This is a genomic window from Williamsia sp. 1138 (genome assembly GCF_002095435.2).
Lineage (GTDB): Bacteria > Actinomycetota > Actinomycetes > Mycobacteriales > Mycobacteriaceae > Williamsia.
The window spans coordinates 107,185-122,542 of the sequence record NZ_MJEJ02000036.1 but is presented as its reverse complement, the minus strand read 5'-3'; the positions used below and the strand labels follow the sequence as shown (position 1 = coordinate 122,542).

At 62.8% G+C, this 15,358-nt stretch carries 13 protein-coding genes; 4 read left to right on the top strand and 9 right to left on the bottom strand.

Going from position 1 to position 15,358, the window contains the following annotated elements:
- Positions 1 to 24: 24 nt before the first annotated feature.
- The 7 genes from adhP to BH683_RS08920 form a co-directional block, all read right to left on the bottom strand.
- Positions 25 to 1,053: an alcohol dehydrogenase AdhP gene (gene adhP / locus BH683_RS08950; protein WP_246833262.1), complete on the bottom strand. Its 1,029-nt coding sequence runs from the start codon at positions 1,051 to 1,053 to the stop codon at positions 25 to 27.
- The gene (locus tag BH683_RS08945; protein WP_084835899.1) at positions 1,050 to 1,529 is read right to left on the bottom strand and encodes a hypothetical protein; all 480 of its coding nucleotides are present in this window, start codon (positions 1,527 to 1,529) and stop codon (positions 1,050 to 1,052) included. Before BH683_RS08945 ends, adhP begins: the two co-directional genes overlap by 4 nt.
- 131 nt (positions 1,530 to 1,660) lie before the next feature.
- Positions 1,661 to 3,247, bottom strand: a complete 1,587-nt coding sequence (locus tag BH683_RS08940; RefSeq protein ID WP_084835898.1) for a hypothetical protein — start codon at positions 3,245 to 3,247, stop codon at positions 1,661 to 1,663.
- The gene (locus BH683_RS08935; protein WP_084835897.1) at positions 3,244 to 4,161 is read right to left on the bottom strand and encodes an ABC transporter ATP-binding protein; all 918 of its coding nucleotides are present in this window, start codon (positions 4,159 to 4,161) and stop codon (positions 3,244 to 3,246) included. Before BH683_RS08935 ends, BH683_RS08940 begins: the two co-directional genes overlap by 4 nt.
- Positions 4,158 to 4,700: a flavodoxin domain-containing protein gene (locus BH683_RS08930; protein ID WP_084835896.1), complete on the bottom strand. Its 543-nt coding sequence runs from the start codon at positions 4,698 to 4,700 to the stop codon at positions 4,158 to 4,160. The genes BH683_RS08935 and BH683_RS08930 overlap by 4 nt, the downstream gene beginning before the upstream one ends.
- Positions 4,700 to 6,229 carry a DUF4389 domain-containing protein gene (locus BH683_RS08925; RefSeq protein ID WP_084835895.1) on the bottom strand — a complete coding sequence of 510 codons (1,530 nt, stop codon included), beginning with the start codon at positions 6,227 to 6,229 and terminating at the stop codon, positions 4,700 to 4,702. The genes BH683_RS08930 and BH683_RS08925 overlap by 1 nt, the downstream gene beginning before the upstream one ends.
- A gap of 24 nt (positions 6,230 to 6,253) precedes the next feature.
- Positions 6,254 to 7,207 carry a universal stress protein gene (locus BH683_RS08920; protein WP_168186999.1) on the bottom strand — a complete coding sequence of 318 codons (954 nt, stop codon included), beginning with the start codon at positions 7,205 to 7,207 and terminating at the stop codon, positions 6,254 to 6,256.
- A gap of 492 nt (positions 7,208 to 7,699) precedes the next feature.
- Between BH683_RS08920 and ppsA the strand changes: the two genes are divergently transcribed.
- Positions 7,700 to 10,021: a phosphoenolpyruvate synthase gene (gene ppsA, locus BH683_RS08915; RefSeq protein ID WP_084835926.1), complete on the top strand. Its 2,322-nt coding sequence runs from the start codon at positions 7,700 to 7,702 to the stop codon at positions 10,019 to 10,021.
- On the opposite strand, the gene BH683_RS08910 is transcribed toward ppsA, so the two are convergent.
- Both BH683_RS08910 and BH683_RS08905 read right to left on the bottom strand, forming a co-directional pair.
- Positions 9,991 to 10,923 (bottom strand): 1-phosphofructokinase family hexose kinase, encoded by a 933-nt coding sequence (locus BH683_RS08910; RefSeq protein ID WP_084835893.1) that lies wholly within the window; start codon positions 10,921 to 10,923, stop codon positions 9,991 to 9,993. The genes ppsA and BH683_RS08910 overlap by 31 nt on opposite strands.
- Positions 10,924 to 10,980: 57 nt before the next feature.
- Complete coding sequence (locus tag BH683_RS08905) at positions 10,981 to 11,991, bottom strand: nitroreductase family protein (protein WP_094647351.1); 1,011 nt, start codon at positions 11,989 to 11,991, stop codon at positions 10,981 to 10,983.
- A gap of 153 nt (positions 11,992 to 12,144) precedes the next feature.
- Between BH683_RS08905 and BH683_RS08900 the strand changes: the two genes are divergently transcribed.
- From BH683_RS08900 to BH683_RS08890, 3 genes are read left to right on the top strand one after another with little or no spacing between them, the layout of a single operon-like run.
- Positions 12,145 to 12,918: an SDR family NAD(P)-dependent oxidoreductase gene (locus BH683_RS08900; RefSeq protein ID WP_084835925.1), complete on the top strand. Its 774-nt coding sequence runs from the start codon at positions 12,145 to 12,147 to the stop codon at positions 12,916 to 12,918.
- Entirely contained in the window at positions 12,915 to 14,378 is a 1,464-nt protein-coding gene (locus BH683_RS08895; RefSeq protein ID WP_084835892.1) for an AAA family ATPase, read from the top strand. The genes BH683_RS08900 and BH683_RS08895 overlap by 4 nt, the downstream gene beginning before the upstream one ends.
- 15 nt (positions 14,379 to 14,393) lie before the next feature.
- Positions 14,394 to 15,314 (top strand): hypothetical protein, encoded by a 921-nt coding sequence (locus BH683_RS08890; RefSeq protein ID WP_084835891.1) that lies wholly within the window; start codon positions 14,394 to 14,396, stop codon positions 15,312 to 15,314.
- Positions 15,315 to 15,358: the final 44 nt, after the last annotated feature.

The following is a 15,358-nucleotide window of genomic DNA, read 5'->3' as shown; positions in this document are numbered from 1 at the left end:
CGCGCCGGTGGATGGATTGTTGAACTAGTTGAGGTCCAGCACTATTCGCCCGCTGATATCACCAGCGGACATGTCGGTGAAGATGTCGTTGATCTCGTCCAAATGCCGCAGCTTGTACGTGGGGTGAATCAGTCCGCGAGCAAAGAAGTCGAGCGCTTCGGTCATGTCTCTGCGCGTGCCGACGATGGAACCACGCACTGTGAGCCCGAACAGCACGGTGGTGAAAATGTCGAGCGGGAACTTCTCGGGCGGTAGGCCGACCAGTGAGACGGTGCCGCCGCGCCGCAGGCTTCCTACCGCCTGCGGGAACGCGTGCGCGTTGACAGCCGTGACCAGGGCGCCGTGGACTCCTCCGCCCGTACGCTCGATGATCTCGGCGGCCGGATCCTCGACCGACGCGGCATTCACGGTCACCTCTGCGCCGTGCTGAACGGCGAGGTCGAGTTTCGCATCGTCGATGTCGATGGCGACAACGCGTCGACCCATCGCCCGCGCATACTCCACGGCTATGTGGCCAAGTCCACCAATGCCCGAGATGAGGAGCCAATCGCCGGGTTGCGTATCGGTCATCTTCAGTCCCTTGTAGACGGTGACACCGGCGCACAGAATGGGCCCGACGGCTGCCACGTCGACACCGGCGGGGATGATCGGGGCATATCGCGAGTCGACCAGCATGTGGGTTCCGAACGAGCCATCGACCGAATAACCTCCGTTGACCTGGTCAGGACACAGGGTCTCCCAGCTGGTTTGGCAGTATTCACAGTCGCCGCACGCGCTCCAGAGCCAGGCATTGCCGACGGTGTCTCCGACCTTGAGGCGGGTGACCTGATCACCGATCTCGATGACGGTTCCCACGCCCTCGTGGCCGGGTACGAAAGGGAGGGTCGGTCTGACCGGCCAATCGCCGTGGGCAGCGTGCAGATCGGTGTGGCAAACCCCCGAATACCGAACCCGTACGAGCGCTTGGAACGGGCCGGGGGAGGGTAGCGGAACGTCGCCGATGACGAGCGGTTCCGTGAAGCTTTGAACCAGCGCGGCTTTCATGGTGTTCATCGTTTGTTCGATCCTTTTGTCGGGTACCGTGTTGTGGTGTGATTTGACCGGGAGGCTGCACGTTCGCGCCTGGACGCCAACACAAGCCCCGTGATGGCCAGCGCGATGCCCGTCACGGCGAAGATCACTTGTAGGGGGTTGAAAGCTTGAATGATGAGCACTTGCAGGATGATCCATCCGAAGAGCATCATTCCGGCCGCGATCAATATCGCGGGACCACGTGGGGACCGGGCACGTAACGCTGCCGCCGCCAGCGCCGTGGGAATGGCGACGATGATGACCAATGCCGATCCGGCCAGCAGGCGGCTGTCCCAGGGAAGCCGTCCTTCGATGTCGTCGCCGAAGTCAATGCCCCCGCCGGCAATCCCGACGGCACCGGCGACGGCCAGGAGCGCTGTGAGTGCCGATACTATGACGGCTACCGTGTTCAGGGGGTTACTCGATTGTCGGCGCTGGGTTGCCGAAGCTGTGGTCATGGCTACTCCTGCCGGTTGATCTTGTTGTCTCGTGTCAGTTCTCATTCAATTCGGTCGTGGGCTGGATCAGCAGGGCATTTCGACGTCGCTGCATGGGACCTTGTGCCGTATGGGACGGTTCGCTTCCCACATCAGCCAGGGACAACGTCGCGGTGGTCGAAGGCTCGGATTCCAGCGAACGTTGCGGCTGCGGCGACGCCGAGCATGAACACCGTTGCGGGCACAGCATCCAGGTCGGCCAGGGTCGGGGTGTGGCTGAACGGCGAGAGATTCTCGATCGCGAAATTTGTGTCGATGAGAGGACCGAGGATCCCCGTGGTGACGACTGCGACCAGCAATGCCCAGACGACGGCTTGGGCGTGCCGGGTCAGTCCATACACCAGCACAGCGACCGCAGCCATGAGCCAGATCGCCGGCACCTGTCCCATAGACGCTGCGATGATGTGCCCGGCATGACCGGTGTCGCCGGTGTTGACGATGTCGAAGGTCGCCAGCACTGTCCCCGCGGTACCCATGAGGACAACACTGCCGCCGGCCGCGATCAACAGATGTGCGGTCACCCATCGGCGCCGCGATGGGGTTGCGGTCAGCAGTAGGTCAAGGTGGCGCGCAGATTCCTCATGGGAGATCTGCAGAATGACGTAGATTGCGAAAGCTGCTGCGAGCAAACCGATGTATCCCAGCTCTGCGGAGTACAGGCTGTCCACGACTGCGCCGGAGCCACCGAGTCGGCTGAGGTAGTCGGCCATCGCCTGGTTTCCGAGGAAGGAGTCGGCGTTCGCCGCGACGTTCCCGACCACGGCGCTGAGTGCCGCGATCCCGATGGCCCACGTGAGGAAACCTGTTCGGATTAGTCGCCAGACCAAACCTGATCGGGTCCTGATCAGTTCATCTGTCGATTCGTCCGGTCTCGACCAGGACGCGGCGCCCACATCGCGCCGCCGTGCGAGTGGGACTCCGCAGAGGGCTACCACGACCGTTGCCGCCCCGAGAAGTGTCAACGGCCACCATTGTTCTTCGGCGAAGGGCCGGACCTGCTGGGCCCAGCCCACCGGGGACAGCCAACGGAGCCAGCTCAGGAAGCTGCTGCTGTCAGCCAGTGCGCGGATCAGATATGCACATCCGATGAGTACGAAGATGGCACTCCGGGCCGCCCGAACGGTCCCGAAGACCTGTGCGCACAGAACGCCGGTGCTCGCGAACAACAGGCCAACCATCGTCCAGGCGGCCCCTACGGCCAGAGCCCCGGCGGTGGGGAGGCCGACAGCGAGCAGCGAGATGCTCGCGGCCGCCCCGAATGCGACGCTGACCGCCGAAGCGCTGACATATGCGTTGATCACGAGTGCATTCCGCGCTGCACCCGCTGCGATCAACAGGTCGGTTCGTCCGGACTCCTCGCCGGCGCGGGTGTGGCGGATGGCGATGACTGCTGTGATCACCCCTACGGCGATCGTGCCCATCATGAAGGGTTTGAGGATGGCCATCTCGCCGAGCGAGACCGTCGGAGACATCCGCCCATACAGGGCGGTAACCGCGGGTGTCGCGTTCAGTGCCGACACGGCAGCTGCGCGCATCTGACCGGAACCGTACAAATCCTTGGTCGCGTCAGCCGAGACCCAGGTGATTGTCGTCAGCAACACGACCCAAGTTGCCGCCAGGACGCGGTCTTCGCGAAATGACAGTCGCAACAGGGTTGCGCACGCGTGCGCGGTCCTCATGGCGCGGCAGCCGCAGTCGCGTCCGGCGGTTGCAGATACTGGCGTAGGAAAAGATCCTCGAGGGTGATGGGTGTAACGCTCAGGTCGGTGACACCAATGGTTCCGAGCGTTGTCAGCAGATCGTTCAGGGCGTCGCGATCTACGGTGCACGTGAGGTGGTCAGCGCTCACGGTGACGTCATACACACCCCGATGCGCTAGGAGAGTGTTTCCGGAGCCGACTGCTTCCGCCCGCACCTGGAGTCGCGTCAGTTTTCGGAAGTGTTGCAAGGTACCCGATTCAACACTTCGTCCACCGCGAATGATGGTGACGCTGTCGCACAGCGCTTCGACCTCTGCCAACATGTGACTGGACAACAAGACCGTGACCCCGACGCGACGGCGCTCGCTGATGCACTCGCGAAAAGCGGCCTCCATCAGAGGATCCAGACCGGTCGTCGGTTCGTCGAGGATCAGGAGTTCAGCGTCTGACTCCAGTGCGGCGATGAGAGCAACCTTCTGCCGGTTTCCCTTCGAGTACGACTTGGTCTTCTTGGTCGTATCGAGTTCGAACCGGTCGATGAGTTCGGTACGGCGGGGCGTGTTCGGCCTGCCGTGCGAGGACGCCAACATCGTGAGTACCTCACCGCCGGTCAACGACGGCCAGAGGCTGACGTCTCCCGGCACGTAGGCCAACCTGGGGTTGACGATGTCGGCGTGACGCCAGGGGTCGTACCCGAATACCTCCACCGAGCCGGCATCTGCCTTGGCGAGTCCGAGAAGAATCCGCAGCGTCGTGGATTTGCCGGATCCGTTGGGCCCCAGAAAACCGTGCACGGATCCGGCGGTCACGGACATGGACAGCCCGTCGAGTGCGCGGGTGGTGCCGAAGTTCTTGGCGAGGTCGGTGATGACAACGGGGATGTCCATGCTCATGCCGATCTGTGGACTGCCAGTGCGTTGGCGATGCGTAGCGCCCAGCGGTCGATGTCCGCATGGTCGGTGGCGTTGCCGTATCGGCCACCCATCAGCCGGAAGACGATATTGCCCAGACCAGACCACTGACCTGGAGCAATCGCACCAGCGAAGGACCGATGGCCCTGGATGTCGGAGAGGTTGTGCAGCAGTGCGAAAGCGATGGGCTCAGGTATGTGGCGCCGGAGCAGTTGTGCCAGCCGCGGTGAGAGAAGCGAGCTGGTTTCTCCCACCGAGGAGACCGAGAAAGTCCACACATACTTATCGCGCAGCGCATCGTGGATCAGAAGGTTGTCGACTGCCTCCTCAGCCGCGGGGAGCCACTGGCCGTTGTGTACCGCACTCCCCAGGATCAGGCAGTCGTAGCTGTCGACGGATGCCAGTTCGTCAAACGACTCCAGGTCGACCGCGTGGCCCAGGTCCCGCAATCGTTCGGCGATCCGCTCTGCAATCGAAGCCGTGGACCCGTGTGCGCTGGCGTATCCGATGACGACGCGCATCAGCCGTTGAACCAATCCCGTGGATGGGGCGGCTGGACTGCCCTGTCGGTACTGGCCATGGCTGACCCGGCCGGTTGCAGCTTTGATGGTGAATCGACCTCAGGGGCTTGCAATGGTGCCGAGTCCGGCTCGTCGGCCCCCTGGTCCAGACGCATCGGAGGGTAGTCATCGCGCATCAGGGCGGCGTACGCGATCACCCGATAAGCCCAGCGGTTGATACCCATCACGAAGTCGAATAATCCTTGGGGATAGCGTGCCGTGAACAGCAGGCAGATCGCGACGATGGCTACGACCAAGCCGAGTACCGAGCTGAAGAACCACGGCTGCCCGGCGGCCCCCACATCGCCGTTGTCTCCGGCAATGCGAAATCCTGCGTACCACCCTCCGGCGAGGACGGCAAGGATCACGTAGTGAGGAATCGCGAGCAACCACCATTTGACGAGAACCAGACCGCGCGAGAGCGTTTCCGGATAGTCAACGGTCAAGTCGGCCGGATAGTCCGTGCGCCGGAGTGTGAAGGGTGGGTATCGGTCGGTCGCCAGCGCAGAGTAGGTGTAGAACTGCACGCGCCAAACCCAGCGAAGTACGCCAACGTTGAACTCGAAGATGCCGCGCGGATATCGGCCGGTGAAGAGAATGGCGAATCCGGCCACCACAGTGGTGATCACAAAGGCGATGCCGAGGAACATCAAAACGATGTAATGAGGAATTGCCAGCAACCACTTCACGAGCCACAGCCAACGCGAGAGGGGCTGATCGAGTCTCCCGGTGAGCGTGATCGGAGAGGCTCGTCCGATGTGGGTCGTGTCCACCGGCGGGCCACCGGGTGTGGGCCCTACGGACCTCGGCTGCAGCTGGCGGCCCAACCCGATAGCGCCAAAGACGATCAGCGGCGCACCGACGAGCAACAAGACGCCTGCGCCCACGAGCAGCACTGCCGCCAGCGGCCCGAGGAAGTCGAATCGAACTCCCGCTTGAAGAGCTACCGAGACTCCGGGACTGCCATCGGCGTTCATGACAACCATGGTCCAGGAGCCGTCTTGCAGGTCCCAGGACAATTGTTGCCGGTCAGGTCCGGCGCTCTGAGCGGCCCAGAAGGTCTCTGATGTCGGCGCGCGGGCCGCCGTGGAACCGGGCACCTGCTCATACCGAACGCGGAAGGGGTCGAAATTGAGGTCGCCGATCACGGTGTGCGCAACATCATCCAGATATTGCTCGACCTGTTCGGTGGGGCCGACGCCGACAAAGACCGCACTGCCAGGATCGGCGGGGGTGGCCCGCAAGGTGATACGCCCCAGATCGTCGACCCCGAGCAACTCGGGCCTGCTCGCGGAGTCGAAGATGTGAATGTCATCGGACAACAAGGCGGCAGACGAGGTCTGAAACTTCTCTTGTGGGAGCGTGATTTCACCGCCGTCGCGCTGAATATAGTAGCCCCACAACACAAATCCTGCAGCGGTGAGAAGCGCGAGCCCACACAACGCCGATAGGCATCCGGTGATGAGCATGACCACTCGGCTGGTACGCATGGCGATCTCCTCGGAGGTGTCTGATCAGTGACGGGTTGTGGGTTTGGTGGCGAACGCCCTACGAGGAAATCGGTGGAGAAGGGCCCGCTCGTTTTCGGGCCGATGACGGGCAATGAGGGTGGGACAGGGCAATTCGTGCATCAATCGCTGGCTGGTGGAGCCCAACAGCATGCCCGTGAATCCACCGAGCCCGCGGCTGCCCACCACAAGGAGCTCGGCATCGCGACTGAATTGGGTCAACACTTCGACCGGATCGCCATGGGCACTTTGAAAACTCACCGCAACGTCGGGGTAGTCCTGTCGCCAGCCGGCCAACTGCTCAGTCAATACCGCAGTTTCAGCGTTCTGGAGATCGATCGACCGAGAATCGCCGGCGTCGACGAACGCTGAGTGGAGCTGGTTCTCCTGCCAAGCGTGTATGGCCATCAGCGGCGCTCCTCGACGGTCCGCTTCGTCAAATGCCGCGGCCACCGCCTCGAGGCTCGCGGGTGAGCCGTCCACTCCGACGACGATGTGGTGTTGGGGTGTGGTCGCCCCACCTGCCACCGGCACCAAGACGACTGGGCAGCGTGCATGCGTGGCAAGCGCGGAGGAAATCGGATCATGGCGGAGGCCGCTGCTCGTGTGCGCACCGAACACCATCATCGCGGAGTCGGCTGATTGCGCGATGAGCTTGTCTCGCACACCTCCTTTTAGAACCTGCGATGCTATGTCGAGATCGCGAACCCCCGCCTGGTCGGCGATGATGCGCGCAACGACGCTTGCCTCGGTTACGACTCCCTGGGCGGTACGGGCTACGTCGTGGCAATACTCCGCCGGTAGACGCCATGCGCTCATGGTGGGCTCGAGGTCCTCGATGACCGTCACAATTTGCAGCGGGGCGCCACGGACAGCTGCTTCGTACGTCGCCCATTCGACGGCGGGGTAATCTTCATCGCCGGCAACGACACCGACTGTGATCGGCAGGTTCTCAGACATGGCACTCCTTCGTTTGACTCGGACTATTCCGTTCGTCATGGCCGGACCCAAGTGCCGGTGGTCCTCGGTTCGCCGGAACAAAGTCCTCGTCGAGCGGATTCGGGTCAGGGTTCGGTATTTCGAGGTCGCATGGTGGACCACCACCAGTCCTCCAGGGGGACTCGGATCGGGCCATTCGATGACGTCCTCCGATGCGGTGCCTGACTGTGCCTCAGGCGGTTCGGCGTCCGGACGTATCACATTGCTCTTCACCTCAGCCGTGTCGTCACGGTGCATTGTGGTTCTCCTGAGCGAACGGGTCTCGGGGGTTTCGGAGAGCGGCAGTCGCCCACCAGTGCAGCGTCTTGCAGGCGGCGGCTCTAGAGTCCAAATGCCCTAACGGGTGATCTGTGGGGGTCTGTGGTCCAAAGTCCTTCGAATGCTGCCGATCGACCCCGCGGGGGAGAACAATGGCCACTGTGCTCGCGGTGGTGAATGGTTCAGCGTGGTGTCATGACCTACACACATCTGTTTTCGGAACTTGGCCTGGCGCAGGCTTCTGAGGTCGGTGGCAAAGGCGCGAACCTGGGTGAACTCACTAGTGCCGGCCTGCCGGTGCCGGCGGGATTCGTGCTCGGTGCCGAGGCGTTCAATCAGTCCATGGACGAGGCGGGCGTGTACTCGCAATTGCTCGTGGCTCACGAGGCCGCCCTGTCGGCGGTCGGCGACGACGTCCGCCTTGCTGAGTTGTGTGAGCAGATGGCAGAGCTGGTGACGAAAGCGGGTATGGATTCGCATGTGCACGCTGCGGTCAGCGTGGGATACCAGGAATTGGGTAAAGGCGACGACGTCACGGTCGCGGTCAGGTCTTCGGCTATTGGAGAGGACGGAAGCGCAGCGTCTTTCGCCGGTATGAACGCCTCGTTCACCAACGTAGGTTCGGAGACTGAGCTCATGTGGGCAATCCGGAGATGCTGGGCGTCCCTGTTCACGCCGCGCGTCATCACGTACCGGACTACTCAGCACCTTTCTGCGCCACCGGCCATGGCTGTCGTTGTTCAGCGCATGATCGCACCGACCACATCGGGCATTGTGTTCACCGCCGATCCGAGCACCGGAGACCGCGCCCGGCTGGTGATCGAAGCCGCTCGCGGTCAGGGCGAGGTTGTTGTATCAGGCGCGGTGGAGCCTGACACCTACGTCGTCGACAAGCAGGACCTCGCAGTGCTCAAGGTACGAGTAGGCGATCAGGAGTTCGAGATCGTCGAAGGGGTCGACGGTCACGATCACCAAGTACCACTCGCAGCAGACTTGCGACGTCGGCGCGTCTTAGACGATGAGACCATTCGTGATATCTGCACTCTTGCAGTCGATGCTGAAAATTACTATGGCAGTCCGCAAGACATCGAGTGGGCCATCGATCACGACGGGACCATCTGGATAGTCCAGTCTCGTCCCATCACCACACTCGCCCGCCCGAAAACAGCCATCCATCGCACGGGAGGTGATCATCGCGAGGTATTGCTGCGCGGTCTGCCGGCGGCTCCGGGAGTCGCCAGCGGACCGGTACGCGTCCTGACGAGTCCGCACGACGGACACCTGCTCAAAGACGGGGAAGTCCTTGTGGCCCCCATGACCAACCCCGACTGGCTACCGACCATCAGGCGCGCTGCGGCGCTGGTCACAGATAGCGGTGGAGTGACGTGCCATGCTGCGATCGTCGCCCGCGAGGTCGGTGTGCCCTGCGTTGTCGGCACACATTCGGGCACAAGCGAGCTCCACGACGGAGAACTCGTGACGGTGAACGGGCAAACGGGTGAGGTCGTATCGGGCGTCGCGAAACCAGTCGCCTCGACGACCTCGTCTGCGCCGGCGGCGACAATCATCTCTTCACGGGGGGAAATCACCGCAACCAAGGTCTACGTCAACCTGACGTCACCCGAGAACGCAGACCGTGTCGCCGCTCAGGATGTCGATGGCGTCGGATTGCTCCGTGCCGAGTTCATGTTGACCGAAGCGCTGGACGGGCGACACCCGCGGGCGGTGATCGCCGACGGTGACCAACAGATGTTCGTCGACAACATGGCCACCGCGCTCTGCCGTATTGCCGGACCGTTCGGTTCCCGGCCAGTCATTTACCGTGCCACCGACTTTCGCACCAATGAGTTTCGCGAACTGACCGGTGGTCAGCAGTACGAACCCGTCGAGCACAATCCCATGATCGGGTACCGCGGATGCTACCGCTATCTGCGGGACCCGGATGTGTTCAAGCTGGAATTGCAGGCGCTGGCCGCTGCCCGGGAGAACCATCCCAACATCCACCTGATGATCCCGTTCGTGCGAACCAAGTGGGAACTCGAACGCTGTCTGGAACTCGTCGACGCCAGCGCATTGAAGGATCATCGAGACATGCATCGATGGGTCATGGCCGAAGTGCCATCAGTGCTTTACTGGCTACCCGAGTACGTCGCCGCGGGCATCGATGGGGTCTCTATCGGGAGCAACGATCTGACCCAGCTGATCCTGGGTGTCGATCGAGACTCGGAGACGTGCGCAGAACTGTTCGACGAACGGGATCCCGCCGTCCTCGATGCCATCGACCGCATCATCGCTTCTGCCCGCAGTCTGGGCATCACGTCCTCGCTGTGCGGTCAGGCCCCTTCGACACATCCGGAGTTCGCTGACGAGCTGGTAAGAATGGGTATTTCGTCCATCTCGGTCAACCCGGACGCGATCGACGACGCACGCAGGCAGGTTGCGCGCGCCGAGAAGCGGCTGCTGCTCGCTTCAGCCCGTGCGGAACATCAGGCCGCTTCAGCGACCGCGCGTGCGTAGAGTCGGTCCACTTCGGCACGCTCGGCCGGCTGGGTGCCGGGCGTGAGCAATGTCGCTGCTCCCGCTGCCGTTCCGAACCGCACAGCTTCGATGAGGGTCCATTCCCGTGCCAGCCCGTAGGTGATGGCTGCGACCATGTTGTCGCCCGCTCCGACGCCGGTGCCGGATGGAACCGGAATTCCGTCGTAATCTGTTGCACTATCTGCAGTGACAAGCAACGCACCCCCGCGACCCAGTGAAATCACCACGATCTCACACACTTTTGCGGCGATGAGGTCCCGCGAGGCAGCCACCTGTGATCGACGATCTGCAAGGGCGGCACCGACGTGGTCGCGGAGCTCCCGAATGCTCGGCTTGAGCAGGTGTGCGTTCGTCACATGTCGTAGAGCAGGACCCGAGGTGTCGACGATGATGCGACAATTGTGTCGTGCAGCGATGGTCGCGATGCGTGTAAAGAACGCGCCCGAACACCCGGGAGGCATACTCCCACTGACGACGAGATAGCCGTCGGTGGGCAGGTTTTGGTCGACTACCCGCAGGCACCGACGCTCTTCGGGCATGCGTAGGACGGGCCCGGGCAAGACGAACCGATACTGATTGTCCGTCCACTGCTCGGTGATGGTCATGCTCTCGCGGGTGGGTTCGGCGATCGAGACTGCGTGGACCTCGACGCCGTCATTCGCGAGCAAGGCTCGCAGGTGCGCACCCGAGTGACCTCCGGATGTGACCACTGCCGCGGCTGCCGTGCCCAGTGAGACAAGTGCTCGCGCCACGTTGACGCCACCTCCTCCCGGGTCGTAACGGGGGACACCGCATCGCATCTTCTCGGTGGGCATCAATTGGGGCACTGAGGTGTGAACGTCCAATGCGGGATTCATGGTCAGAGTGAGGATTCCAGGCATAACGATCGTCCCCCGAGGTGTCGTCGTCGACTCAATGGTCACTGCGGCCGGGCGTATCTACGTGACGGGGAGGTTCGAGTCGATACCCACCACGACGGCGGTCACCGATCGGCGCGGAGCCGGCGGCAGCGGATCGGCGTTCATCGGTGCCCAACCGGTACGGATGATCAATTGCGGAAAGCTGTTGGTACTCGAGACATGTTGTTGAATGAGACGGCGTGTATGGGGGAGTTCGAGTGGCTCGGTGAAAGCACACGTGGCCAGACCCATCGCGGTTGCCTCGAGAAGGATGGCGCTGGCAGCTTCTCCGGCGCGAACCTGAGATGCCCGGTCATCCCCGGGTGTGCTCACCAAGAGCAGGACGCCGGCATCGTCATCGGAATCGACGTGCGCCGTCTGTTCGAGTGATGGGGCCGCGAACGCCCGGGTCGGCATATTGCGGCTACTGTCGTCGGCGGGCGCTGGCGAAGCCGGAACATTGGCGCCTGGCACTCCGTCTTCAATGCGGTGGTTGCCACTCCACAGCGCCATTTCGTCCTGGTAGAGCGGGTCTTTCGCGTGGGCTTCGGCGGCGGTCACCGCGGCCCGGCGAAAGAAGGTCGACATCTGGGCACGGTCGAGGACGACGCCCTCTGCGGCCGCTCGCTTACCGAGCGTGGCGAGGTGGGCCTCCGGTACCGGCCACGAGCTGTACCAGCGGCGGTCGGATCGGCGTCGGGGTATTGCAGCTGCCAAAGCGACCACATGCTCTGAGGGATTGTGCGGATGTAGTGCCAGTGAAGCGATGTGGTAGGGGTCCTCGGTGATCGGAAGTCTGGTCACGTCGGCACGCCAGCCCAGGGCCTCCAGGGCTATCCGCATGTGGTGCAACATGATCCCGCAGCTGACATACAGGTCGCGGCCATCTGGATCTGTTTGCATCAGGTGTAGGTCCGGGTCTGCATACAGGTGCACCGAACCGGTGCTCACCCGTATTCGCCACGGCTGGGAGTTATGGACCGACGGCGCGCGCAGCGCGAGCTCGGCCGCCGACGTGATGGTGGCGGGATCAGGCAAATGCTGAGACATGAAGGGGCTCCAATCGTTCCTGTTCAGCGTGTTGCACCCAGGAAGATGGCGCTAGGGGGATAAGTGCCCTGACGAAGGGACTTTCTCCCGTCGTCGCCATTCCCCGAGCCATCCATGCTGGACGAAACGCATCCGGACAACCAAGGACTTGACATGGGAAGCTTCGAAGGTAGGGCGGCACTGGTCACGGGCGGGGCCCGCGGCATCGGTGAGGCCACGGTCCGGGCCCTCGCGGCGGTCGGGATGAACGTGATCGTTGCCGACGTGCTCGACGATGAGGGCGCGGCAGTGGCGGCCTCTTTGGGCGCGTCGGCGGTCTATCAGCACCTCGATGTGACCGATGTCGACAATTGGAACGCTGTCCTGGCCCACAGCGAACGGCAGTTCGGTCCGTTGACCGCGCTGGTCAACAACGCCGGTATCCTCGAGTTCGGAGGTATCGATGACCTCGAACCCGCCGCATTCTGGCGGGTGCTCGACGTCAATCTCGTCGGTCCATTTCTCGGAATACATTGTGCGGCAGCATCTCTACGTAGAGCTGGTGGTGGAGTCGTGGTGAACGTGTCGTCGACCGCGGGTCTGATGGGTTACCAGAATCTAGCGGGGTACGTAGCCAGCAAGTGGGGGCTGCGCGGGCTGACCAAGGCGGCCGCGCTCGACTTGAGTGACGCCAACATCCGGGTCTGTTCAGTGCATCCAGGGCCCATCGCCACCCCCATGACGGCCGGATTGGATGCCTCTGTGGCGGCAGGCCAACCGATCGCACGTTTCGGGCAGCCGGAGGAAGTGGCAGCGATGATTCGTTTCATGATCGTGGAGGGCACTTACAGCACGGGATCAGAGTTCATCATCGACGGCGGCGCGGTCACCGGGACCGGGCCGGTAGTCGCACCATCCACAGCCGAGGTGCCGGCGGCAGCACGATGACCTCGCCCTTCGACCACGTGCCCATCGAGGTTCGCGAGACCCATTCCGGGGTGGTCATCCTGTGCGGCGATCGGGCGATCAAGGCGAAGAAGCCGATCACCACAGCGTTTCTGGACTTTGGATCGGTTGCCAAGAGAGATGCGGCATGCGTCCGGGAGATCGCACTCAACCGGCGGTTGGCTCCGGATGCCTACCTCGGACTCGGTCACCTGCGTTCACCTGATCATCCACCCGAGCCGCTGGTAGTCATGCGACGCATGCCCGAAGAGACGAAGCTGTCCCGACTCCTCGACGACGGGCGGGCAGGTTCGGCGCCGATTGAGGATCTTGCCCGCCGTCTGGCGCGTTTCCATCAGAGTGCGGTCCGCAGCGCAGCAATCGACACCGAAGGTACTCCGAACGCGCTGCGTCGCCGATGGACTGACAATCTCCACGAGATACTCGACCTCGATGTCACCGCGGGTGAGGTCGAGATGATCGAACATATGCGGGCACTGGCCATGCAGTACATCGACGGCCGCTTGATTCTGCTGACTGAAAGAATCAGCACCGGCCGGGTGATCGACGGACACGGTGATCTCTCGACCGAAGACATATTCTGTCTCCCCGATGGCCCCCAGATCCTCGATTGCCTCGATTTCGACGACCGCCTCCGGTTCGTCGACGGTATCGACGATGCGGCGTTCTTGGCGATGGACATCGAATACCACGGGCACCAGGGACTGGCCCGGAGATTCGTGAGGGCCTATACACACGCAGCAGGAGACGACGCGCCGTCGACGTTGGTCGACCACTACATCGCCTACCGTGCTCTGGTCCGAGCCAAGGTAGAATTGATCCGCGTCACTCAGGGGGTTTCGTCAGCTCACGACAGCGCGCATCGCCACCTCAGGCTCGCTCACGAGCACCTCTTGCGCGGCCGAGTTCGCCTGGGCTTGGTCGGAGGCTTGCCTGGCACGGGCAAGACCACCGTCGCCACCCATCTGGCACAGGCCGTCGATGCGGTCCTGATCTCCAGCGATGTTGTGCGCAGAGAACTTCTCGGCGCCGGTGTCATCGCCGGAGACGCCGCCGTGTTCGGGGAAGGCCTGTACTCCGCGCAGAACAAAGCAGTGGTCTACGGCGCCATGCTCGAACATGCACACATGCACCTGCTGGCCGGTCGGTCGGTGATTCTTGACGCCTCATGGGTCGATGGGACTGAAAGAGACTATGCACTGGATCTAGCCGATCAGACATGTGCTGTACTTAGATCAATTCAGTGCATCGTTGCCGAAGATGTTGCAGCGGAGAGGATCCTGCGCCGAGGCGAATCCGCATCGGACGCCACGGCCGTGATCGCCCATTCGATGGCAGATCACGGTGGCGCGACGGTCTGGCCGAGCGCGTCGAGCATCGACACCTCGACCGCGGTGGCAGATTCTGTACGTGCGGCGATCGATGTCTGGTCGAGCCATTGAGCACGTGTGGTGGACATGGATCGTGAAGAGATCGTGCAGTGGCTGACGGTCGAGAGCGATCCGGCCATTCGCTGGCAAGTGACGAGCGACCTCGTCCCCGGCCGGTTGGCGGATGCCGAACGCGAGCGTAGCAACATCGCACACCGCGGGTGGGGGCGGCAATTGCTCGCCGCCCAGGACGAATCAGGCCTCTGGGCCGGTGCGTTGTACAGCCCGAAGTGGACGTCGACGACATACACGCTTTTGCTTCTGCAGCGGCTTGGTCTGCCAGCTGGCAACAGTCAAGCTCTGCTCGGCTGTCGACAACTGTGGACCGGCGCCAGATTCGTCGGTGGTGGCCTCACCTTCTCCAAGACTGTTCCGACGGCAGAGATCTGCATGACCGGCATGCTGGTGTCGTTGACGTCCTACTTCGGCTACGGAGATGACCGACTGGACGCGACGGTGCAGTGGCTGCTCGACAATCAATTTGACGACGGAGGCTGGAATTGTGAGTCCCTTCGGACGGGATCCCGGCACGGATCCTTCAATACCTCAATAGTCGTCCTCGAATCCTTGCTCACCTATCGGAGCACCACCGGGCAGGTTCCGGTTGACGATGCACTTCATCGGGGTCGCGAGTTCTTTCTAAGCCACCGCCTGTTCAAGTCCCATCGCACCGGCGCCATCATCGACCCGGCGTTCACCCGGTTTCCGTTCCCGCCCCAGTGGCACTTCGACGTGGTACGCGGCCTCGAGTTCTTCCGGCTCAGTGGAGCCGAACCTGATGAGCGACTCAGCGACGCGGTCGCGGTCGTCAGCGCCGCTCGAAGCATGGACGGAACATGGCGCCACTACCGACCCTATCCGGGCCGGTACTGGATGACGATGGAGATGGCTGGCCCAAGCAAGTGGAACACCTTGCGCTGCTTGAGGGTCTTGGAATGGTGGCAATGACACCGCATCGGCGCGCTGCTGGCATCAGGGCGCTGACGACCACA

What these genes read in the sequence shown, in the direction of transcription:
- adhP (WP_246833262.1), bottom strand. Translation starts at nt 1,053, where the DNA reads ATGAACACCATGAAAGCCGCGCTGGTTCAAAGCTTCACGGAACCGCTC.
- BH683_RS08945 (WP_084835899.1), bottom strand. Translation starts at nt 1,529, where the DNA reads ATGACCACAGCTTCGGCAACCCAGCGCCGACAATCGAGTAACCCCCTG.
- BH683_RS08940 (WP_084835898.1), bottom strand. Translation starts at nt 3,247, where the DNA reads ATGAGGACCGCGCACGCGTGCGCAACCCTGTTGCGACTGTCATTTCGC.
- BH683_RS08935 (WP_084835897.1), bottom strand. Translation starts at nt 4,161, where the DNA reads ATGAGCATGGACATCCCCGTTGTCATCACCGACCTCGCCAAGAACTTC.
- BH683_RS08930 (WP_084835896.1), bottom strand. Translation starts at nt 4,700, where the DNA reads ATGCGCGTCGTCATCGGATACGCCAGCGCACACGGGTCCACGGCTTCG.
- BH683_RS08925 (WP_084835895.1), bottom strand. Translation starts at nt 6,229, where the DNA reads ATGCGTACCAGCCGAGTGGTCATGCTCATCACCGGATGCCTATCGGCG.
- BH683_RS08920 (WP_168186999.1), bottom strand. Translation starts at nt 7,207, where the DNA reads ATGTCTGAGAACCTGCCGATCACAGTCGGTGTCGTTGCCGGCGATGAA.
- ppsA (WP_084835926.1), top strand. Translation starts at nt 7,700, where the DNA reads ATGACCTACACACATCTGTTTTCGGAACTTGGCCTGGCGCAGGCTTCT.
- BH683_RS08910 (WP_084835893.1), bottom strand. Translation starts at nt 10,923, where the DNA reads ATGCCTGGAATCCTCACTCTGACCATGAATCCCGCATTGGACGTTCAC.
- BH683_RS08905 (WP_094647351.1), bottom strand. Translation starts at nt 11,991, where the DNA reads ATGTCTCAGCATTTGCCTGATCCCGCCACCATCACGTCGGCGGCCGAG.
- BH683_RS08900 (WP_084835925.1), top strand. Translation starts at nt 12,145, where the DNA reads ATGGGAAGCTTCGAAGGTAGGGCGGCACTGGTCACGGGCGGGGCCCGC.
- BH683_RS08895 (WP_084835892.1), top strand. Translation starts at nt 12,915, where the DNA reads ATGACCTCGCCCTTCGACCACGTGCCCATCGAGGTTCGCGAGACCCAT.
- BH683_RS08890 (WP_084835891.1), top strand. Translation starts at nt 14,394, where the DNA reads ATGGATCGTGAAGAGATCGTGCAGTGGCTGACGGTCGAGAGCGATCCG.